Annotated in this window: 15 protein-coding genes and 1 pseudogene; 14 read left to right on the top strand and 2 right to left on the bottom strand. The window is 63.4% G+C overall.

Annotation, left to right across the window (positions count from 1 at the left end; genetic code table 11):
• The first annotated feature begins 1 nt into the window (after nt 1).
• Entirely contained in the window at nt 2-1,042 is a 1,041-nt protein-coding gene (locus ADBZ5U_RS00375) for an NAD-dependent epimerase/dehydratase family protein (protein WP_526261187.1), read from the top strand.
• Here the strand turns inward: ADBZ5U_RS00375 and ADBZ5U_RS00370 are convergent.
• Complete coding sequence (locus ADBZ5U_RS00370; protein ID WP_526261185.1) at nt 1,002-1,580, bottom strand: dTDP-4-dehydrorhamnose 3,5-epimerase family protein; 579 nt, start codon at nt 1,578-1,580, stop codon at nt 1,002-1,004. The genes ADBZ5U_RS00375 and ADBZ5U_RS00370 overlap by 41 nt on opposite strands.
• 14 nt (nt 1,581-1,594) lie before the next feature.
• Between ADBZ5U_RS00370 and ADBZ5U_RS00365 the strand changes: the two genes are divergently transcribed.
• The 12 genes from ADBZ5U_RS00365 (at nt 1,595) to ADBZ5U_RS00310 (ending at nt 16,264) form a co-directional block, all read left to right on the top strand.
• Complete coding sequence (locus ADBZ5U_RS00365; protein ID WP_526261183.1) at nt 1,595-2,695, top strand: methyltransferase domain-containing protein; 1,101 nt, start codon at nt 1,595-1,597, stop codon at nt 2,693-2,695.
• On the top strand, nt 2,692-3,477 hold the full coding sequence (locus ADBZ5U_RS00360; protein WP_526261181.1) for a glycosyltransferase family protein: 786 nt from the start codon (nt 2,692-2,694) through the stop codon (nt 3,475-3,477). Before ADBZ5U_RS00365 ends, ADBZ5U_RS00360 begins: the two co-directional genes overlap by 4 nt.
• Complete coding sequence (locus ADBZ5U_RS00355) at nt 3,474-4,142, top strand: PIG-L deacetylase family protein (RefSeq protein ID WP_526261179.1); 669 nt, start codon at nt 3,474-3,476, stop codon at nt 4,140-4,142. The genes ADBZ5U_RS00360 and ADBZ5U_RS00355 overlap by 4 nt, the downstream gene beginning before the upstream one ends.
• Nucleotides 4,135-5,472, top strand: a complete 1,338-nt coding sequence (locus ADBZ5U_RS00350) for a nucleotide sugar dehydrogenase (RefSeq protein WP_526261177.1) — start codon at nt 4,135-4,137, stop codon at nt 5,470-5,472. The genes ADBZ5U_RS00355 and ADBZ5U_RS00350 overlap by 8 nt, the downstream gene beginning before the upstream one ends.
• Nucleotides 5,473-5,474: 2 nt before the next feature.
• On the top strand, nt 5,475-6,563 hold the full coding sequence (locus tag ADBZ5U_RS00345) for a glycosyltransferase family A protein (protein ID WP_526261249.1): 1,089 nt from the start codon (nt 5,475-5,477) through the stop codon (nt 6,561-6,563).
• Complete coding sequence (locus ADBZ5U_RS00340) at nt 6,560-8,074, top strand: oligosaccharide flippase family protein (RefSeq protein ID WP_526261175.1); 1,515 nt, start codon at nt 6,560-6,562, stop codon at nt 8,072-8,074. Before ADBZ5U_RS00345 ends, ADBZ5U_RS00340 begins: the two co-directional genes overlap by 4 nt.
• Nucleotides 8,075-8,082: 8 nt before the next feature.
• Nucleotides 8,083-9,225, top strand: a complete 1,143-nt coding sequence (locus ADBZ5U_RS00335) for a glycosyltransferase family 4 protein (RefSeq protein WP_526261173.1) — start codon at nt 8,083-8,085, stop codon at nt 9,223-9,225.
• Entirely contained in the window at nt 9,222-10,217 is a 996-nt protein-coding gene (locus ADBZ5U_RS00330; RefSeq protein WP_526261171.1) for an NAD-dependent epimerase/dehydratase family protein, read from the top strand. Before ADBZ5U_RS00335 ends, ADBZ5U_RS00330 begins: the two co-directional genes overlap by 4 nt.
• Nucleotides 10,218-10,291: 74 nt before the next feature.
• Nucleotides 10,292-11,713 (top strand): hypothetical protein, encoded by a 1,422-nt coding sequence (locus ADBZ5U_RS00325; protein WP_526261169.1) that lies wholly within the window; start codon nt 10,292-10,294, stop codon nt 11,711-11,713.
• Entirely contained in the window at nt 11,710-13,032 is a 1,323-nt protein-coding gene (locus ADBZ5U_RS00320; RefSeq protein WP_526261167.1) for an O-antigen ligase family protein, read from the top strand. The genes ADBZ5U_RS00325 and ADBZ5U_RS00320 overlap by 4 nt, the downstream gene beginning before the upstream one ends.
• Complete coding sequence (locus ADBZ5U_RS00315; protein WP_526261165.1) at nt 13,029-14,198, top strand: glycosyltransferase; 1,170 nt, start codon at nt 13,029-13,031, stop codon at nt 14,196-14,198. The genes ADBZ5U_RS00320 and ADBZ5U_RS00315 overlap by 4 nt, the downstream gene beginning before the upstream one ends.
• Before the next feature lie 23 nt (nt 14,199-14,221).
• Nucleotides 14,222-16,264 carry a glycosyltransferase family 4 protein gene (locus tag ADBZ5U_RS00310; RefSeq protein ID WP_526261247.1) on the top strand — a complete coding sequence of 681 codons (2,043 nt, stop codon included), beginning with the start codon at nt 14,222-14,224 and terminating at the stop codon, nt 16,262-16,264.
• On the opposite strand, the gene asnB is transcribed toward ADBZ5U_RS00310, so the two are convergent.
• A complete protein-coding gene (asnB, locus tag ADBZ5U_RS00305; protein ID WP_526261163.1) occupies nt 16,236-18,098 on the bottom strand; it encodes an asparagine synthase (glutamine-hydrolyzing) in 1,863 nt (620 codons plus the stop codon). The genes ADBZ5U_RS00310 and asnB overlap by 29 nt on opposite strands.
• 855 nt (nt 18,099-18,953) lie before the next feature.
• On the opposite strand from asnB, the pseudogene ADBZ5U_RS00300 reads away from it, so the two are divergent.
• Nucleotides 18,954-20,364 (top strand): annotated as a pseudogene (locus tag ADBZ5U_RS00300) (hypothetical protein); the annotation flags it as partial.

Raw genomic sequence — 20,364 nt, 5'->3', positions numbered from 1 at the left:
GATGCGAGTACTGGTCACCGGACATCAGGGATATATCGGGACCGTCCTGGTTCCGCTTCTGTGCGCGACCGGCCACGAGGTGATCGGTCTGGATACCGGGTACTTCGCGGACTGCGTGCTCGGCCCGTCGCCGAACGACCCCCCGGGGACAGCCGGCGCCGCCCCCGTCGATCTGCGCGAGGTCACCATAGAGCACCTGTTGGGGTTCGACGCCGTGGTGCACCTGGCCGCGCTGTCCAATGACCCACTCGGCGCGCTGGCTCCGGAAGTTACCTATGAGATCAACCACAAGGCTTCGGTGCGCTTGGCGCGTCTCGCCAAGGAAGCCGGTGTGTCGCGGTTCCTCTATGCATCGACGTGCTCGGTCTACGGCTCGGCCGGCAATGAGTTGGTCAACGAGGACGCACCGCTTCGGCCGCTCACTCCCTACGCCGAGAGCAAAGTCCGCGTGGAGGACGATGTCGCAGCGATGGCGGATTCCGGTTTCGCGCCGGTGTTTCTACGTAACGCGACAGCCTTTGGATTCTCGCCCCGGCTTCGTGCGGACATCGTGGTTAACAACCTTGTCGGACACGCCGTGCTCACCGGTGACGTACGGGTGATGTCGGACGGGACCCCCTGGCGGCCACTGGTACATGTCCGCGACATCGCCGCCGCATTCGCGACATGCCTCACCGCTCCGCTTCCGTCGATCTACTGCGAGGCCTACAACGTCGGCACACACTCGAACAATCTGACAGTTGCCGATATCGCCCGAACAGTCGTCGATGCGGTGCCGGGAGCCCGGTTGAACATCACCGGTGAGACCGGTGCTGACCCCAGGTCTTACCGCGTCGACTTCTCCCGGCTGAATCAGAAACTCGGATTCGAAGCTGTGCTGTCGGTTCCAGTCGGTGTAGCTGACTTGTACCAGCGTTACATCGCATACGGATTGACCGAGGACGCGTTCAGCACCCGCTTCACCAGGCTGGCGCGGCTTAGGCAGCTGCGCGAAGACAACATCATCGACGATTCCCTGCGGCGGGTGATGTCGCATGCTTGAGGAATTCAGCCCAGCTTCCCGCGCCCGCGTCGCGAGCAGACACCAGGGTCACCGGCAGGGGCCATACGATCCCCAGATCCGCGTCGTTGTAGGCCACGGCGATGTCTTCGCCGGGAACGTGCGGACGGTTGATGCGGTAACAGACGTCGGCCGTGGGAGTCAGTGCCTGGAATCCATGGAGAAATCCGGGCGGAATGTAGAGATGGCGGAAGTCTTGGTCATCGAGAAGGAATGCCCGGTGCTTCCCGAACGTCGGCGAATCGCTGCGGACATCGACGACCACGTCGTGAATGGCGCCGTTGGCGCACCTGACCAATTTGGCCTCGCCGGGCCCGGAACGGCCGTGCATTCCACGAACCACCCCCTGAGTCGACCTGGATTGCGAGTCCTGCACGAATTCGGCGGAAGCGCCCGCCGTGCCGATGAATTCGTCGAACAGTGCTGCGTCGAAAGTTCGGGTGAACAGACCGCGGGCGTCATGAATCGGCTCCGGTACGAACACCGCGACTCCTGCGAGTTCGGACGGTTCAATGTGCATGGATTCATGCTGTCATGAACGGGTGTCGAGGGTGTGGATGCCCGTATCTGAGCCGGGTTCTCGACCTTGGGCGTGTACCTGCGCAGAAGTACTTCCCCGCGGTGACGGAGTCGGTGAGCGCCGAGGAATCCCCGCAGCCGCTGGCAATGGATCTCTGCGTCTCCTGCGGGCTGGCGCAACTGGCCGGTGACGATACCGCCGCCGAGGAACAGGGAGGACTCGAACCGCAGGCCGTACTCGATCAGGCCGCGCAGGCGATCAGTGTCGTGGCCGAAGCCGGCTGGCTGGCTGGTGCGACGGTGCGTGAGTTCAGCAGTCCGCACGGCGGTTCCTGGCTACCTCTCGTCCGTGCGCACGGTCTCGTCGAGGCCGACGTGGCCGACGTGGTTCTGGACTCGTTCGGGCTCATGCATGAGCCCGACCAGAAGGCCGCCATCGCGCTTCGTGCGGCCAAGACCGCGCCAGGCGGGGTGCTGCTGGTGCAGTTCCCCTCGCTGGCTGAGATGGTGCGCCAGCATCAGTGGAATGCGTTGCGGCACGGGCATTTCGTCTACCACTCTTTGACGGCGTTGTCCCGGCTATTGGCCCGGGCCGGCATGAGCGTGGCCAGTACCTGGGAGTTCGATCTCTACGGCGGAACCGTTCTCGCCGCCGCCGTGCATGGCGACATACCCCCGGACGAGTCGACCGCGCAGTTGCTCCGGCGGGAAGCCGAGATGGGCCTCACCAGACCGGAGGTGGTCGGTGCACTCCAGCGGTCGGCCGATGATCAGGCCGAGCGGCTGCGGGCGTGGTTGGAGAGTGCGGCCCGCGCGGGGCTGCGGGTGTACGGCTACGGTGCGGCCTCCAAGGCAGTGCCCTTGCTCTGCTACGCCGGCATCGATCGCCCGCTGCTCGCTGCAGTCGCGGACGCCTCGCCGACGAAGCAGGGGTGTCGGATGCCGGGCACGGATATCCCGATCATCTCGCCGCAGGACCTCATCGACGCCGATCCGGACAGCGTCCTGCTCTTGTTGCCGGATCTCTATGACGAGGTGCGCCGGCGATACCCGCAACTAGAAGGTCGGCTGACCATGGTTCCGGAATTACTCGAAAGTCTGAGAGGTCTGAAATGAAAGTCGTTCTCTTCTGCGGCGGATACGGAATGCGGATGCGTAACAGCGCCAACGACGACGTGCCGAAGCCCATGCAAATGGTGGGTCCGCGTCCGTTGATCTGGCACGTGATGCGCTACTACGCGCACTACGGACATAAAGAGTTCATCCTGTGCCTCGGCCACGGCGCCTGGCACATCAAGAACTATTTCCTGAACTATCACGAAGCCGCCTCCAACGACTTCGTGATGCGCGGCGGCGATGTCGAACTTCTGCAGTCCGACATCAGTGATTGGTCGATCACCTTTGTCGATACGGGCTTGGAGTCCGCTATCGGGGAGCGACTGCGGCGTGTTCGTCAACACGTCGGAACCGACGAGTACTTTCTGGCTAATTACGCCGACGGTCTTACCGACGCGCCTCTCATTGACATGGTCGACACTGTCTTGGCCAGCGGTGCGCGCGCATCCATGATGCTGGTGAGACCGCCGCAGTCGTTTCACTGCATCGACAGCAGTGAGTCCGGCGAGGTCAAAGACATTCTCCCAGTGGCGGATCTGTCGATCTGGATCAATGGCGGCTATTTCGTCCTTTCGCAGGACGTTTTCGACCTCATCCCGCCGGGTGGCGATTTGTTGGGCGACGCCTTGGCGGCCCTGGCCGGCGAGGGTCAGCTTTTCGGATACAAGTACGAGGGTTTCTGGAAACCCGCCGACACGCTGAAGGAGCGCGCCGAGCTGGAGGCCGCCTATCACCAAGGGGATCGGCCTTGGATGCCGTGGTGCACGGGGGTGAAGGGATGATTCCAGTGTTCACCGGACCGCTCGGCGAGATTGCCGTGCTGGGGGCGCATTGCGACGATATCGCGATCGGGATGGGCGGTACGCTGCTGGCATTGGCGCGTGCCCAGGCAGGGCTGCGGGTTCGCGCGCTCGTGCTCTCGGGCCGCGGCACTGACCGCGAGGCCGAGGAGATCGCGGCCCTCGCCGCTTTCTGTCCCGGATCCGATGTCCGCGTCGAGATTCACGATGTTCCGGATGGCCGGGGCCCCGCGCACTGGGATCGGATCAAGGACATAGTGACCGAATTCCGTCAGACCAACTCTCCCACTATTGTTTTTGGGCCGCACCGGCACGATGCCCACCAAGACCATCGGCTGCTCGCCGAACTGCTGCCGACCGTCTTCCGGGACCACCTGATCCTGGGGTACGAAATCCTCAAGTGGGAGAACGACACTCCCAAGCCGACGCTGTATCACCCGATGACCAGCGAACTGGCGGTGGTGAAGGCCACCCTCCTGCAAAAGCAATATCCCTCCCAGACAGCACGTGATTGGTTCGACGACGAAGCCTTCCTGGGTTTGTCGCGCCTACGGGGAGTGCAGTGCCACAGCCCGCATGCCGAGGCCTTTGTCGTTGAGAAGGCGTCGATAGCGTTCGCGCGGCCCGAAGGAGGATCTCATGAGTGATCCCACCTTGCCGGCCGTCAGTGTCTTCGGCCTCGGATATGTCGGCTGCGTGTCAGCCGTATGTCTGGCCGCGAGGGGCCACCGAGTCATCGGAGTCGACGTCAACACGGAGAAGCTGGACGCACTCAGCCGTGGTGAATCGCCGATCGTCGAGGAGGGTATCGCCGAGCTCACCGCCGAAGTTGTCGCGGCCGGTGATTTGACCGTCACATCCGATGCGCGGTCGGCTGTGCTGGACACCGACATCTCGTTGATCTGCGTCGGCACGCCGTCAGGACACGGCGGCAGCCTGTCGACCGCCTTTCTTGAGAGTGTCACCGACCAGATCGCCGCCGCACTTGGCGAGAAGGCGGGCTGGCACTTGGTGGCATACCGCAGCACCATGCTCCCGGGAACGTGCGAGAGTCTGCTTATCCCCAGGCTTTGCGATGCTTCGGGGAAGCGGGCCGGCGTGGATTTCGGCGTCTGCGTCAATCCAGAGTTCCTGCGGGAGGGAACCAGCATCCGCGACTTCAATGCGCCACCGAAGACGGTTGTCGGCCAAACTGACTCGCGATCCGGCGAGATGGTCATGCGGCTGTATGCGGGGCTGCCAGGACCGCGTTTCCACGTTCCGCTCGGTATCGCGGAGATGATCAAGTACGTAGACAACAGTTTCCATGCCCTCAAGGTCGGCTTCGCCAATGAGATCGGCGCCATCTGCGCTGTGCTCGGCATCGATTCGCACAAGCTGATGGATGTCTTTCTCGCCGATACGAAACTGAACATCAGTGCGGCGTACCTACGGCCCGGGTTCGCCTTCGGCGGTTCGTGCCTGCCGAAGGATGTCCGTGCCCTCATACATACCGCACGGCTGAACGACGTGGACGTCCCGTTGCTGTCGAACGTCCTGAGCTCCAACGAAACCCATTTGCGGCGGGCAGTCGACCTGGTCATCGGCGATGGGCGTCGCAAAATCGGAATCTTCGGGCTCTCGTTCAAACCCGGAACCGACGATCTCCGGGAAAGCCCCTTGGTGGAACTGGCCGAACGGCTGATCGGAAAGGGCTTCGACGTCAAGATTCACGACCCGATCGTGGCGCTCTCCCGACTGATCGGCTCGAATCGGAACGTCATCAGCCAGCATTTGCCGCATATCGGGGACATTCTGACCGCCGATGTGCACGAGGTGCTCGAGCACGGTGATGTGCTCATTGTGGGGTCACGGTCCGAGGAGGTGGTGGAGGCGCTCAAGGCGGTGGACGCCGGTAAGTCGGTCATCGACCTCGTGCGGTTGCCGAACTCCGATCAATTGCGTGGCCAGAGCAGTTATCGAGGAATGGGGTGGTGAGAATGTCGACCGAGAACGCATTCGGAGGGCCGATGTTCAGCTTTCTGATGAGTGCCTACCAAACCGAAGACTACATTCGGCAAGCCATTGAATCCGTTCTGGCGCAGACGCGTTCGGATTGGCAACTTGTCGTGGTCGACAACGGCCTTTCCGACGAGATCGCCGCGATCGCCGGTGAATACCTCTCCGATCCACGCATTTCGTTGATCAGGCAGGAGAACGCCGGGATGGGCGGGGGCGTCGCCGCCGCCGCCGCCGCGGCGACCGGCCGCTACATCTGCCCGTTCAACAGCGATGACGTCCTCGAGCGCTACTACCTCGAACGGATCGGTGAACTCCTTGAATCGGATCCCACGATCGACGCGGTGGGTGCAGACGCGACGCTGTTCTGGGACGTCGCACCCACCGCCGGTTACTTCGAGTTGATTGGTCGTGGCGTCATCGACCGGGGGGAGTACTTCCATTCGATGGGCCGCACGGGCACCCCCGATCCACGTCATCCGGTCTCGTTTGCCGAGATGATGGACCTGGGCGTGCCGCATTACGCGGGCGCCTTCCGGCGGGAACTCTGGTACGCCTACGGGGGCTTCGAGCCGGGCGCAGACGTGGAAGCGGATGTGGCCCTTTGGCTGCGACTTGCAGCCGCCGGCTACGACATCCGAATCCTGCCGGACAAGCTCGTCAGGCACCGAATGCGGGAGTCGTCGCTGTCTCACGACGTGTCTACGCTGGTCCACTTCGAGCATCGGCTCTTGGACGCCTACCTGCTGGTCGGACGCGAGTATGGGATGGACGAGTCCGAGCTGTCCAGGTCGCGAATGGTTCGGCTCCACCGCCGGCACAACGCCCTGTGCTCGGCGCGGTCGGCACTGCTCGACGGTGACTATGACACCGCCCGGTCGGCAGCCTATGAGGCCTGCCGTCATTGGCGCACACCGCGGACCGCGGCAGTGCTGGTGTTGCTATACACCGTTCCCGGCGCGCTGCGGGCGATACACCCCGCGAAAAACCGTCTGGAGAACCGTGCCCGGCGATTGGTCTACGCCGACGCCATCAACCGGCATCGTGCGATCTCAGAGGGCCGCGTATGACGGCGGTCAGCGGTGGTCTGTCCGGGGTGCTGAAGCGGGGGGCGGCGATGAGCGCCGTCGGTGTGGTTATCGCCCAGGTTGTCTCGGTGGTGCAGACGATCGCGCTCGGTCGTATCCTCGGCCCGCACGAAATCGGCGTGTTCACTGCCGGTTCGGTGCTCGTTGGGTTCATGGCGGTGTTCGCCGAGGGGGCGCTGTCCCAGGCTCTGATCCACCGGGAAAGCGATATCGAGGACGCGGCGAATACCGCGCTGATCGTCAACTTCGGTACGGGCCTGCTGTTGGGTTTGCTGTTGCTTGCCGCATCCCCGCTGGTGGGAGCCGTGTTCGACGATTCGCGCGTTGGCCTCATCGCCGCGGCCACATCAGGATTGATGGTGTTGCATACCTGGGCCAGTGTGCCGGATGCCCTGATGCAGCGCGCCTTTCGCTTCAGGCGGCAGATGGTCATCGGGCCGGCGGTCTCGATCGTCTTTGCGAGCGTTTCAATCGCATTCGCCCATAGGGGATTCGGTGCGTGGTCGATGGTCATCGGCTGGTACGCGTCCTCGATCACGGCGGTGGTGTTGAGCTGGTCGATGGCGCGATGGCGTCCGTTCCGCGGCCGGTTCTCGGCCACGTTGTGGCGCGAAATGGCGAAGTATTCGCTGCCCCTGTTCCTCGACAACGTCGCCCACCAGTCGCGGGAGGTGGCCGAGCAGATGATCGTGGGTCGTGCGCTGGGCACGGCGGCGCTCGGCCAGTACCGCTACGCCTACCGGCTCGCATCCCTCCCGTCAGTCATGTTGATCGCGGTCTGCTCCCATGTGCTGTTCCCGGCTTTTTCCCGGATATCGAACGATCGCGACCGCTTTCGGGCTGCGTTCCTGCGGGCCCTCGGGTGGATATGGCTTGCGGCGCTGCCCATAGCGGCGCTACTGGCCATCGAGGGCCGCACGGTCGTGGTCATCCTGCTCGGCGACCGGTGGCATGCTGCCGGTTCGGCGGCGGCGATGATGGCGGGCATCGGCCTGGGCACGGCGCTTTTGTCGGTGGCTGCGGAGGCGATGAAGGGCGCTGGGCGATCTTCTCGACTCACCTGGATGACGGCGGCGAGTATCGGTTTGGGTCTGCCTCTGGTGCTGCTGCTCTTGCCGGCCGGGCTCAGCGGTGTCGGCTTCGCCCTTTCTGTGACTAGCCTTTTCGTCGGACTGCTGAGTGTCGTCCTGGCTCGCAACGTGGTGGATGTGTCATGGCGTGAGGTTGCCTGGTGCCTCATCCCGCCGGCGCTTTCGGCCCTCATCGCCACGGCCGTGATGATGCCTGTTGACCGACTCCTCATCAAACCCGGACAACACCACTTCATCCCAGGGCTGCTCTGGGTCGCGGCGATATGTCTGCTCTTCCTTGTCGTCTACATCGCTGCTCTGCGGGTCATTTCGCCGAGTTGGTCCAACGCCGTCAGAGCAGCTGTCTCAGCGGGAGCGTCGCATGTCTCCGGCCGAGCCCGGAGGTTGGTGACCTCGCGATGAAGGTACTGATGATCGGGGACTACCCGCTCCATTCCGGAGTGGTGCATGGCGGTATCGAAGCGGTCACGAGCGCTTTGGTGCCCGCACTGGCAGCCCGGGACGAGATCGACAGCGTCACGGTGCTGCGCTTCCATAACGGCGAGGTGCCAACCCGCCATCACCGTGCGGGTCCCAAAGTCGACGTGTATTACCTGCGCGGGCAGGCTCGGTTGCGCCGGCTGACCGGATCTTTTCTCGATGTGCGCAAGGCACGCAAGCTCGCGGCGCGGATTCGCCCGGATGTCGTCCACGGCCAAGAGATCGGTCTGTACGGCGACGTCGCCACCAAGTGCGGTCCGAACAGCGTCGTGACGGTGCACGGCCTGGCGCATGTCGAAATGAAGATGGCTGCACGGCGGGCAATTACGGACACACTGCGGGTCAGGATCACGGAGGGCCTCGTGCGGCGGGTGCTGCGCCGCGCGAAGGTCGTGATCTCCATCTCTGATTACGACAGCCGTGAATTGAGCCAATTCGTAAAGGGAAGCCGGGTGGCCATCGCCAATCCCATTCGTTCCGAATTCTTTTCCCTGGCCCCGTCGTCGCCTACTCCACCACGGCTGTTGTTCGCCGGCGTGATGAACGAACGAAAGAACGTTCTGGGGCTGCTGCGAGCGTTCGCCAGTGCGCGTATCGGCATTGATGGCGCCCGGCTGGTGATCGTGGGACCGCAGCCGGATAAGGCCTATGCGCTTGCTGTGAGGCGTGCCATAACCGAGCTCGGCCTCGAGGACGCGGTCGACATCCTGGGACTGGTCGACGACGACCTTCTGCGCAGCGAGATCTCAGCTGCGCGTGCGGTGGCCCTGTTCTCCCGAGAGGAGACCGCCCCGACGATCATCGCCCAGGCGATGGCCGCCGGGAAGCCGGTTGTCGCCAGCAGGGTGGGCGGGGTGGCCGAGATGGTGATCGACGGCGAAACCGGATTCGTCGTCGACTCAGCGGACGAAACCGCCATGGCTGGGCGTATTCACACGCTTCTGGACGATCAGGAGCTCTGCCTGCGGTTGGGGCGATATGCCCACGAGTTGGCAGTCGACCGATACGCACCAGACGCGGTCGCGGCGAAAACCGTCGCGGCATATCGAAAAATGGAGGGGAACCAGACATGAGCCACAGCGAACCGTGGGAGTGGAAGGGCAAGTCGGTCGTCGTGACCGGAGGCGCCGGTTTCATCGGCTCCTATCTGGTCGAGCAGCTCGTCGGAGAGCACGCCGACGTGACGGTCATCGACAACTTTCGGTCAGGCACACCCGGAAATCTGGTCGCCGTGGCTGACCGAATCGTGCTGCTCGAATGTGACATACGGGATCTGGACTGGGACAGCGTTGTGCACAGCGGCGTCGACGTCATCTTCCACCTGGCGGCTAACGCCTATGTGCCACCCTCGGTTGAATCCCCAGCCATGGACTATGACATCAACCTGTGGGCGACCTTTCGTCTTCTGGAATCGCTTCGGCTCCAACGTTGGCCCGGCAGGATGGTGTTCGCCTCGTCAGCCGCTGTGTACGGCAATGCCTTTCGTGTCCCCATTCGCGAGGAGGACCCCACGGTCCCGATATCCCCGTATGGCGCCGGAAAGCTCGCTGCCGAAAGGTACGTCGCCGTCTTCGCGCAACTCTATGGTCTCAACCTGGCCTCAGTCCGCTTCTTTTCCGCCTACGGGCCCAGGCAGCGCAAACAAGTGGTCTTCGACCTGCTCGCCAAGCTGCATGGGGACAGCAGTCAGTTGCCCATCCACGGCGACGGAACGCAGGTCCGCGACTTCCTCTACGTCGAAGATGCCGCGAGGGCCGCGATGGCAGTTGCGGAGTCGGGCGCACTCAACGGGGAGGCCTACAACGTCGGTGGTGGACGCGAATGCACGATCGACACTCTGGCGAAGACGCTGTGTGCGCAGGCCGGCGTAACGCCCGAACTCCGGTACACCGGCGTTAACCGCCCCGGCGATCCGGAGAAGCTCGTCGTCGACATCACCAGGCTCCGAGCGCTGGGATACCGGCCGCAGGTCGCTTTGGAGGAGGGCCTCGCCGCTGTTGCGAGCTGGTTCTCCGAGGTGATCGAAGAGACGCCGGATCGGCGACGCGCAACGTTGGCCACCTGAACACAAGCACGAGGGGAATCGCAATGGATCACGGTGTTTTGACCATGGGTAGTCGCCCCGCTGGGGAGTCGGCGGTGCTCAGGACGGTGCTGAGGCGCCGGCTGGAGAAAGTCCGTCGCTACCGTTGGCTTGTCGGGCTGGTGACGCTGCTGGCAGTGGCTGCGACGGCTTTCCTGTCGCTGTCGACCGGTCCCACCTATACCGGGAAGTCAGCCCTCGTGGTGTCCTCGCCGGGACGCACTCCGGAACAGGACGCCGTTCTGGCCGTGGGGTATGCCATGTTGTTCAACGATCCGGTGACGATTGCCCGGCTGCGTGCCGCCAGGGCGATTCCGGAGGATGTCGGACTGGAGGCCAGGACCGCTGCAGCAAGTCCGATAGTCACCGTCGAGGCCACGACACACAGTCCGCAGTCCGCACAAGACACCGCTGAGTTGATGGCTGAAACATTCCGTGACGATATCAATGCAGAACGTCAGCAGGATGCCGACGCGACTGTCGCCGACCTGCAGCGCCAAATCGATGAGATCCGCGCCCGACCGCAACCCGGTGGTGTGGTCGATCCGGCGGTCGGCGCGCTTCAGGAGAGTATCGACAACGTCCAGTTCTACTCCACCACCGATCAGCTTCGGGAACTCCAGATGAGGGTCGGGGTGGTGAAGAACTCGCGGCATACCGTGATGAAGTCGCTGTTGGCCCTGGCCGGCGGCCTGATGGCCGGCATCTTCGCCGCCTTCGCCTTGGGTGCCTTGTCAAACCGTTTGACTAACGCTGGTGACGTGCGTGAGAAGACGGGCATCGAGCCGCTTGTCGAACTGCCCGCCAGGACCTCCCGGCGGAGCGGATTGCGTGAGGAGCGGTTGCGGGCGCTGTTCAAGACGATCTACGCCAGAAGCGCGGCCGGTCCACTGGTATTGGCAGTGACCGACACCCCCGGAGTCGGCGGCGCGCAGCAGGTCGCGGAGGCGTTGGCGGACCTTTCCGCGCAGCAGGGTCTTCGCACCATTTTAGTGCTCACCGACAGCGATGTAGAGACCGAGCAGTCGGGCTGGCCAGGTTTCCAGGATGTGCTGTGGGACAGCCGGGTGGTGGGTGCAGTGCTGCAACATTGCGCTTTGGAAACACTGACCATCCTGACTGCCGGTTCACCCGACGGCGATGGCCATACGCCATTGACTCGGGCGCGGCTCGACGCAGTTCTGGAACAAATGCGCGCGGGGGTTGACATCGTCATATTTTCGGCACCGGCGATCGCCGACACAGCTCAAGCCGAAATTATCTGTGCTGCAGCCGATGTGACGATATTGGTCATATCAAAAGCCGTCTCACGTGTCGACGACGTTCTAGCGGCAGACAAGACGCTTGCTGCGGTCGGCGCAACCGTCGCCGGCGCGGTTCTGCTCGATGGCAAGTCGTCGGGGGCGCGACCGATTCCGACTCGCACCGGTTCGGCGGCTCGCCATCGATCGTGGGTTGCTGAGGCAGTCCAGGCATGACAGCCGTCGGTACACCGGCGAGGCGCAGCGCTTTGAACCCGGTGTGGATCGTCATTGCGCTACTCATCGCCTTGTTTCTGCGCTCACCGATGGCCAAGACGGCTCTGGTCTATCTGGTCTTCGTGATTCTGCTTGCTGCCGGGACGCTTTGGCGAGATGCCAACCCCGGGCGATTGCGGGGTCTCGGCCTGATCGAATGGTCGATGATCGCCTACGTCGTCTGGAACGTCTTCTCAGCATTGGCGCCGCATCGTTATCCCCCTTACGTTTCGCTCGACCGGTATATCCTCATGCCGACGGTAATTCCCTTTGTGCTCTATGTTTTCGGTCGTTTCACGACGGATTCCGAGCGGGCCGTGAGGGCGGTGCTGTCGGCACTCACAGGATTTGCGGCGTACTCGGCAGCGGTGAGCATTCTTCAGTTCACCGGCCCGGCGCAGTTGGTATGGCCGCGATACATCGCCGCGGCACCGAACTGGCCGGGCCGGGCGGTCGGCATCTTCAACCAACCCGTCGCCAACGGCATGGTGCTGGCCCTCGGCTTCGGGATCGCGACCGTTCTGGCTGGCTGGCTCGGTACTCCCCGGTGGCGACGCGCGCTTGCCTACCTGGTCGCCGTCGGATGCGGTTACGGCCTTTTTCTCACCCATACCCGGGCCGCATGGCTCGGTGGCTTGGCGGTTCTGATCATCGGCGCAACGCTGGCGACTCGATCCCGTCGGGCGTTCACGGCCGCACTGGCCGTCGTGGTGGCGGTGGTGGCGCTGAACTGGTCGCAATTCACCAGTTCAGACCGTTCGTCGGGGGGCGTGGCTTCAGTGCAGGAGGTCGATGACCGGCTCAATGCGATGCAAACGGCCCTGTGGGCTGCCGGGGAGAAACCGATTGCCGGCTGGGGCCTGGCCCGGTTCAGTGCGGTGAACACCTACCACCACAAACAGTGGGCGCTTGACGTCCCCTGGGAGCGTGGTTACGGAATCGTCTCGCATCAGAACGAACTGGGCATCCTGGCTGAACTCGGTGTCGTAGGTCTGACGCTGTGGCTGGCGCTTCTTGTTCTGATCACCCGGCGGCTTTGGAGGGGCTACCGCCTGTTGCCGTCTCACGACGTCTACGGCAAGTCCCTCGCTGTCATCGCGATCATGGCGATGGCGATCCTGCTCTGTAGTGCCTTGACAGTGGACCTGCGATTCTTCGATTTTCCGCTGGCCGCGGTATTCCTGCTTTTCGGCATGGCCGTCGGCTGGACGGATCACTGGACGCGTCATCAGCAACGCTGCCCCGATAGCACACTTCCGAGGGAAAGAGCGATTCCGTGAGCCACCAACCGATTCGAATACTGTTCGTCGTGCCCGACCTTGATATCGGTGGTGCGGAGCGGCACTTGGTGACTTTGCTGACACGGATGGACCGGGACAGGTTCGCCGCCTCGGTTGTCTGCATCGGCGAGGAGGGCGCCTTCTTCGAGGAGTTGGTGACGGCCGGAATACCCTCCAGGGCGTTGCATTTCAGCAAGCGGGATGCAGTGCAGACACTGCGCGCACTGGTCGGTGAAATGCGCCTCCAGCACAGCGATGTGGTGGTGGTCCGGGGTTACAGCGCCGAAGCGCTGGGGCGACTGGCGGCCCGCATCGCTGGTGTTCCCGCCACGATCCTGTGGGCTCACAACATGGGGGATGTCGAGCCCCGTGGTCGTCTGCGAGAAGTTGTTGATCGCATTCTGGACCGTTGGACGACAAGCTATTTCGGTGTTGCCATCGCGCAGCGGCGCGCTCTCGTCGAGAGACTCCACTACCCATGGGCGAAGATACGGATAATCCACAACGGGGTGGACCCCGCAGAGTTCACCGTTGTCAGCGACCCCGATTACCGGGCCGAATTCGGTATTTCAGCGACGGATCAGGTGGTGGGTACCGTTTCGGCTCTGCGTCCGGAGAAAGATCACGACACGTTCCTGCGAGCGGCCCGCCTTGTGATCGACGTTCGACCGAACACCAGAATCCTCGTCGTCGGGGACGGACCCCTTCGCTCCCGGCTTGAGGCGAAATGTCGCCTGCTTGAGATCGACTCCAACGTGGTGTTCGCCGGCGCCCGTCAGGATGTCGCGCACCTTCTACGCGCGATGGATCTTTTCGTGCTGAGCTCCCGAACGGAATGCTTTCCGATCTCGGTTCTTGAGGCGATGGCGACCGGACGACCGGTGGTGTGCACCGATGTCGGCGGGATACCGGAGATGGTCGTCGATGGGATCAACGGATTTCTCGTCCCTAGGGGCGATTCCAGAGCATTGGCGGACAGCGTGCTGAAGATCTTGTCCGACCCGGCCCTTGCGCAGCGCATGGGAAGCGCGGGCCGGACCAGGGTGGAAGCGGAGTTCGACCTTGCCGAGAGTGTCCGCCGTGCGGAGCAGGCAATTGCGGACACGGTGAGGTCCGTCGGAGCAAGCGTGCCATCGGCCGACGAAAGAATGGAGTCGTTGCGATGAGGGTCCCGCACATTCTGGTGTTGGTGGAGAACCTGTCAGTGCCTTTCGACCGGCGGGTCTGGCAGGAGAGCCGCGCGCTGGTTGACGCCGGAATGGACGTCACCGTGATCTGTCCGGCAGGAACCGAGTACGACACCGAGCGGGAGGCGGTGATCGCCGGTGTCAGGATCCTGCGCTACCCCTTGCGGGCGGCCACCGGCGGGCCGCTCGGCTACCTGCGCGAGTACGCGACGGCGATGTGGCGCACATTGCGATTGGCATGGAAGGTTCGGCTTGAGCGCCCAATCGACTTCGTGCACGCTTGTAATCCACCGGACCTTTTCTTCCTCATCGCGATGGTGCTTCGTCTCGGTGGAACCCGTTTCGTGTTCGACCACCACGATCTGGTCCCTGAGCTGTTCCTCTCCCGGTTCCCGGGCCGCGGCCGGGGTCTTTACCGGATAACCCGGGTTCTCGAGCGACTCACCTTCGCCGCAGCGGACGCGGTCATATCCACCAATGACAGCTATCGGCGGGTGGCAATCGAACGCGGCAAGATGGACCCGGACAAGGTCGTCGTCGTCCGCAGCGCGCCTGAGTCGAGTCGCTTCGCGCCGCGCCCACCTGACGAGACACTTCGCCGCAAAAAGCTCTATTTACTCGCCTATCTCGGTGTGATGGGCCCCCAGGACGGAGTGGACTACGCCCTGCGCGCACTGCGGGTGTTGCGCTACGACATCGGCCGCACGGACTTCCACTGCATATTCATGGGCTCTGGCGATGTCTTCGGCGAAATGGTGAAGTTGAGCACGGAACTGGGTCTCGCCGACGTCGCGGAGTTCACCGGCCGCGTCCCCGACGAACTCGTCCAGCGATGCCTCTCGACGGCTGACGTATGCCTGTCACCGGACCCGCTCAATCCGCTCAACGACGTATCCACCATGAACAAGGTGATCGAGTACATGACAATGGGCCGACCGATCGTTTCATTCGATCTTCAGGAAGCACGGGTGTCCGCTGGCGAGGCGGCCCTCTACGTTCCCGCCAACGACGAAGCCGCTTTCGCCCGCGCGATCGACACGCTGCTCGACGATCCCGAGCGCCGCAGGCGAATGGGCGAATTCGGGAAACGGCGAGTCGAGGAGGAACTGTCCTGGGATGTCTCTCGCCGCAATCTCGTTGATTTCTATAAGCGGCTGATCGACGGCCAGACGGCCAAGGACCCCCGGCCTTCGCGTGGGATCAAGACCCGGACAAGACTGCTGCGCGGCATTGCCGCACTGTTGTTGGTCTGCTACTTCGCGATGGCCGGTGGTGGACCCGCTCCGGCCACCATCAATGGATTTGTCGGTGATTTCGAGACAGGGAATTTCGATCAATGGGCGATCTGTCAGAACGCCGTCGTGGGCAGCGTCGCATGCAGTGAGTTCCGCACCGCCGCCCCCGGCATGCAGGTGCAATCCAGTGTCGTGCGCCAGGGCCGGTTCGCTGCGCGGTTTCAACTGCGTCAGGGTGACCAACCGGCCGGATTGTGCTGTGGCGACCGCGCGGAAGTGAGCGGTGAGGGAGCAACCGCCGCGAACGAGGGCGACGATCTGTGGTACCAGTGGAGCACGCGGTTCGGCGGGGACTTCCCGACGAACGCAGGCTGGAGCGTGTTCTCTCAGTGGCACGCCGAGAGTGACGGTTCCCCTCCGGTGCAGTTCGTCTCGCGGGCGGCTGATCCGGGCCGCTTAAGCTTGTATTTATCGACCTGGAACTCACCGGGCAACCCGGGTCCAACCTTCACCCCCTGGGGTGTGCCCTTGGCTCGTGACGTGTGGAATGACCTCAAGCTTCATATCAAGTGGTCGGCTAGCGACAGCATCGGCTACATCGAACTGTGGCTCAACGGTGCACCCCAGACCTTCACCGCAGCGCCGTGCGCAGGGCAGACACGCTGCATGGTGCGCACTCTGATGCCGGGTGGTGGCGGCGTCTATTTCAAACAGGGTTACTACCGCGACCCGGCGATAGGCGCGCCGGGAACCGTTTTCCACGACGGCTTCTCACAGTCGTTCAGTGAAGCGGGTCTGCGGCCGCTGTAGGTACCGAGCACCGCCGCATCAGTTCCCGGTGCCAAACCTCCAGGGACAGTAGCGTCCAGATGCGTTGCTGCTCATCGCGTTGACCGGAGTTGTGCGCGTCGAGGAGTTTCCGAACCGCAGGTCGATTGAAATTCGTTCCCACGAACGACGACGGCCCGGTGAGAAGGTCGAAAGCCATGTCGCGGAGGCCTTCGCGGAACCAAGCGTCCAACGGCACTTTGAATCCCACCTTTGGCCGGTCGATGATTTCCAGCGGAAGATGGCGGCGTGCAACCTCTTTGAGAACCCACTTCGTCGTCCCGCTGCGGACTTTGACGCTTCTCGGCAGCGTGAAACTCAGTTCCACCAGGCGGTGGTCCAGGAAGGGTGGCCGCAACTCCAGCGAGGCCGCCATCGACATCCGATCGTTTCGCTCCAGTAGATTGTCGGCGAGCCAACCGCGGAGGTCGGCGTAGAGCATCCGGTTGAGAGGGTCACCGCGGCCGTCGAGGTACGGGCTGAGCGTGTTGCGGGCAGCCGGGCGGGAGAGCAATACGGTGCGCTCCCTTTCGGTGAAAGGCGCGAACCATCCGCGCATTCGCTCGGCATAGCTTTTCTCCGAGAGTGCCCGGACGGCGACCCGCAACTTGTTTTTGTCCGCCGGAAGCTGCCGCTCCAGCCAACTCAGCGGGAGTGACGGCACCGGTGTGACCCAGCGCGTGACGTCGGCGAACCGGTACTTGGGGTACCCGCCGAACAACTCGTCGCTGCCTTCTCCGGACAGCGCCACCTTCACATGCTGTCGGGCGAGCTGGGCCAACCGGTAAACCGCCACGTCGGACGGCTCGGACAGCGGGGCGTCGCGATGCCAACTCAGCAGCGGCCACATCTGCTGGAAATCGTCGGGCCGGATCGCCACCTCGTGGTGCACGGTTCCGAAGAGGGCGGCGACTTGCCGCGCATAAACCGTCTCGTCGGTGCGGGAATCCCCGAACGCCGCCGAGAACGTGTTGAGGCTTGCACGCGCGGCTTCCCGCGTAGCCAGTGCGGTGATGAGGCTGCTGTCGACCCCACCGGAGAGCGTGACTCCGACGGGCACGTCGGCGACGAGAGCCTCCCGGACGGAGGCGGTGAGCGCCGACTCGACAAGATCGACCGCTTCATCGGGCGAGACGTTCCGAATCTGAGGATCGGCGGGCAACTGCCAGTACGCCGACATTCGCGTTGTGCCGTCGGCTCCTACCACCAGGTGGTTGCCGGGCGGGACCTTGCGCACGTGCTCGATAAGAGTGTGCGGGCTGGGCACGAATCGGTGCGCCAGGTAGTCATGCAGGCTTGCCTCGTCGACCCGTACCGCTCCGATCACCGGAAGCAGCGCCTTCAGTTCGGAGGCGAAGGCGAACACCGAGTCGTCTGCGTAGTAGTAGAGGGGCAGGATGCCGAGACGGTCGCGGAACAGGTGGGTCTCACCTGTAGAGCTGTCGTGCAAGGCGAAAGCGAATTGGCCGCGGAGCGCGGTGACGGCGGACGGCCCCTGGCCCGTATACAGCGCCAGCAGCACTTCGGTGTCGCCGTTGGTTCGGAACGGGTAGCGCAGCTGCCCGCGCAGTTGCCGATAGTTGAGTATCTCGCCGTTGAAGACCAGGTGTTGGGTGCCGTCAGCACTGGACATCGGTTGTCGTGAGCCGGCCACGTCGATGATCGAAAGCCTGGTGTGGGCCAGTCCGACCGCACCGTCGGTCCAGATGCCGGTTTCGTCGGGCCCGCGGTGAGCGAGCTCCACGATCATCCGATGCAACAGCTCGGGGGCGACCGGTTCGCCGTTGAGATTGCGGATTCCTGCTATTCCACACACGCCGCCCTACCCCCTGATCGGCATCGCGCACGCACTTAAGTGGTGCGCATCGGCTTCACTTCCCCCCGAACTGCAAAAAGAAGCGGATGGTCCTATCTTACCCGGCCGTACTACCGAGAGGGAACCTTGCAGTGCCTGCGGGCGAATGCCGATGTCGGCCGGAAAAGGCTCTTGCGACATTTCTTACGCGAGGTCTCGGTGTCGTTGTATGTTATGCCGGAGTAATTTTCCCCTTAAAGGATAAATGATGGTGATTAAATTTAATTGGGGTAGCCCAAAGAACTAGGCCCAGGGGCATCTTCGGTGAATCCAAGGATTCACGTCGATGCGAGTCGGCGGACCCCTGATCCGAGCGGCGGCCGTTAACTCGCCGTTCCAGTCACCGAGCCACTGGCAGCGACGATGACCTTCGGCACCATTTTCCAGATGCGCAATAAGGCAGCATTTTTATTCGAGTTGATCCGACGAATAAATATAATACTCCTCGCCAGCTTGCATGCATATCAGAAATCGTTTGGAATGGCGATTCCGACCTTATCCGGGTTACCCATTAGAGCGGATTCGGCATCCTCGTTCGCGGTTTTATTCCGCGAAATTCTGCTTGTGTCAGAGTGCGGGATCTGGGCAAAGTTTCGTGCTGCCGTCGGCCGCCGAAACCTCAGCGGATGGCTTCTGAACTCTGCAGATTCGATCCGTCGTAGCGCTTGACAACTTGCCGGGTTACCGCTGTTATGGACGCGCACATCGCGACAAATCTTCATATTCACCGTTCTGAACAAACCTAAGCAAGACAAAAAGGGCCTCCCGGGGCCTCTAATTGGCATGCGCCAAAAACGAGTAAATAGGGACATTCTGATGGGTAATTCCGCGACGAATAACAGTAAATTGACCGAGACGAAACCGATTAAAACGCTGGCCACCGACAAGCCGGTCTTCGTCGGCCGGGTGCGGGCCCTCGCTGTCGCACTCGGTATCGGGACTGCAGTGGCTATGGGTACCGCCGGTTTGGCCTGCGCCGATACCGCGGGCCCGGACGCCTCGACGACGCGGAAGTCGGATGCAGCGGACGCGCAGGCCACCGACGACGTGAGCGCCACCGACGACGTGGGAACGATGCGTCCTAGATCGGCGCCGGCATCCACAGCCGTGGACTCGGCGGCCGACGCCTCGACGGGCGACCCGATGACGCCGACGTCGGATGCAGCGGATGCGCAGGCCACCGATGACGTGAGCGCGATCGATGACGTGAGCGGGATCGATGACGTGAGCGCGATCGATGACGTGAGCGCGGTGCGTCCCCGATCGGCGCCGGCGTCCACGGCTGAATCGACGGTCGTCGACCAGGACTCGCCCGCCGTCGAGGAACCGGCCGATGCATCGGCTGTCGACGAAACCCCCTCGAAGCGCAATAAGGTGACCCTCGGTGCTGCAGACAGGCGTGCCGGATCACCGGCGTTGCCTGCGTCGGATGCTCCGCTGAGTGCCGACCCAGTCACGGACCGAACCGGTGCCACCGTATCCGCCGCCGACGCGCCGGCCCTCAACCGCTCGCAGATCTCGGCACCCGCTGATCTACCTGCGCAACCCGCAGACGCCGCGCCGTCGGCCACCCCACGCGCTGCGGCCGTAGTCCCCGCCGCGCTGTCGTCGATCGCCCCGAGTGCTGCTGTCCAGCCGGTTGCGACTGCCGCTCCACCGGCGGCGGCCGTCTCGGTCCAGCCGTCCCAGCTGATGTCCGGATTCCTGAGGCTGCTCGGCTTTGACTCCTCCGGCGCGACCAACGGCGTGCCCGGCATACCAGGCGAGTTCGTCACCGCGGCGCTGTCGTTGCTTCGCCGCGAACTCGAGGCGGTGCGGCCCACGTCCGCTCCGGCTGCTGCGGTTCACCCGGCGTTAGCCCTTCCTGCGGCGACCACCACGTCGACGGGCACGACGACGCCCATCACCTGGGGCTGGGGTTCCCACACGGTGGCTTTCAACCCCGCCACCGACAAGCTCAACTTCGGCTGGATGGGCCCCGGCTTGTTCTCGGTCAGAGAAGCGGCCGGTTCCACTGTGGTCTCGGTGTTCTTCGGGCTCAACAACTACACCCTCAAGGATGTTGCGGTCAGCGACCTGCAGATGACCAACATCGTTTCCTACCGGTCCGACACCCGCACCAGGTGGCAGAACGTGATCAACGCCGCCCAACCGTCGGTCTCGATCTCTGATTCCAATCCCTCGGGTGCGACGTTGTCGCGGGCGGTGGCGACCGGGACGATCCTCA

This window comes from Mycobacterium sp., assembly GCF_040398885.1.
Classification (GTDB): domain Bacteria; phylum Actinomycetota; class Actinomycetes; order Mycobacteriales; family Mycobacteriaceae; genus Mycobacterium.
This window is presented reverse-complemented; position numbering and strand designations above follow the sequence as displayed.

Bases quoted from the DNA above. Each gene is read 5' to 3' on its own strand.
- ADBZ5U_RS00355 (WP_526261179.1), top strand. From the start codon at position 3,474: ATGATTCCAGTGTTCACCGGACCGCTCGGCGAGATTGCCGTGCTGGGG.
- ADBZ5U_RS00340 (WP_526261175.1), top strand. From the start codon at position 6,560: ATGACGGCGGTCAGCGGTGGTCTGTCCGGGGTGCTGAAGCGGGGGGCG.
- ADBZ5U_RS00335 (WP_526261173.1), top strand. From the start codon at position 8,083: ATGATCGGGGACTACCCGCTCCATTCCGGAGTGGTGCATGGCGGTATC.
- ADBZ5U_RS00330 (WP_526261171.1), top strand. From the start codon at position 9,222: ATGAGCCACAGCGAACCGTGGGAGTGGAAGGGCAAGTCGGTCGTCGTG.
- ADBZ5U_RS00370 (WP_526261185.1), bottom strand. From the start codon at position 1,580: ATGCACATTGAACCGTCCGAACTCGCAGGAGTCGCGGTGTTCGTACCG.
- ADBZ5U_RS00365 (WP_526261183.1), top strand. From the start codon at position 1,595: ATGAACGGGTGTCGAGGGTGTGGATGCCCGTATCTGAGCCGGGTTCTC.
- ADBZ5U_RS00345 (WP_526261249.1), top strand. From the start codon at position 5,475: ATGTCGACCGAGAACGCATTCGGAGGGCCGATGTTCAGCTTTCTGATG.
- ADBZ5U_RS00360 (WP_526261181.1), top strand. From the start codon at position 2,692: ATGAAAGTCGTTCTCTTCTGCGGCGGATACGGAATGCGGATGCGTAAC.
- ADBZ5U_RS00320 (WP_526261167.1), top strand. From the start codon at position 11,710: ATGACAGCCGTCGGTACACCGGCGAGGCGCAGCGCTTTGAACCCGGTG.
- ADBZ5U_RS00350 (WP_526261177.1), top strand. From the start codon at position 4,135: ATGAGTGATCCCACCTTGCCGGCCGTCAGTGTCTTCGGCCTCGGATAT.
- ADBZ5U_RS00375 (WP_526261187.1), top strand. From the start codon at position 2: ATGCGAGTACTGGTCACCGGACATCAGGGATATATCGGGACCGTCCTG.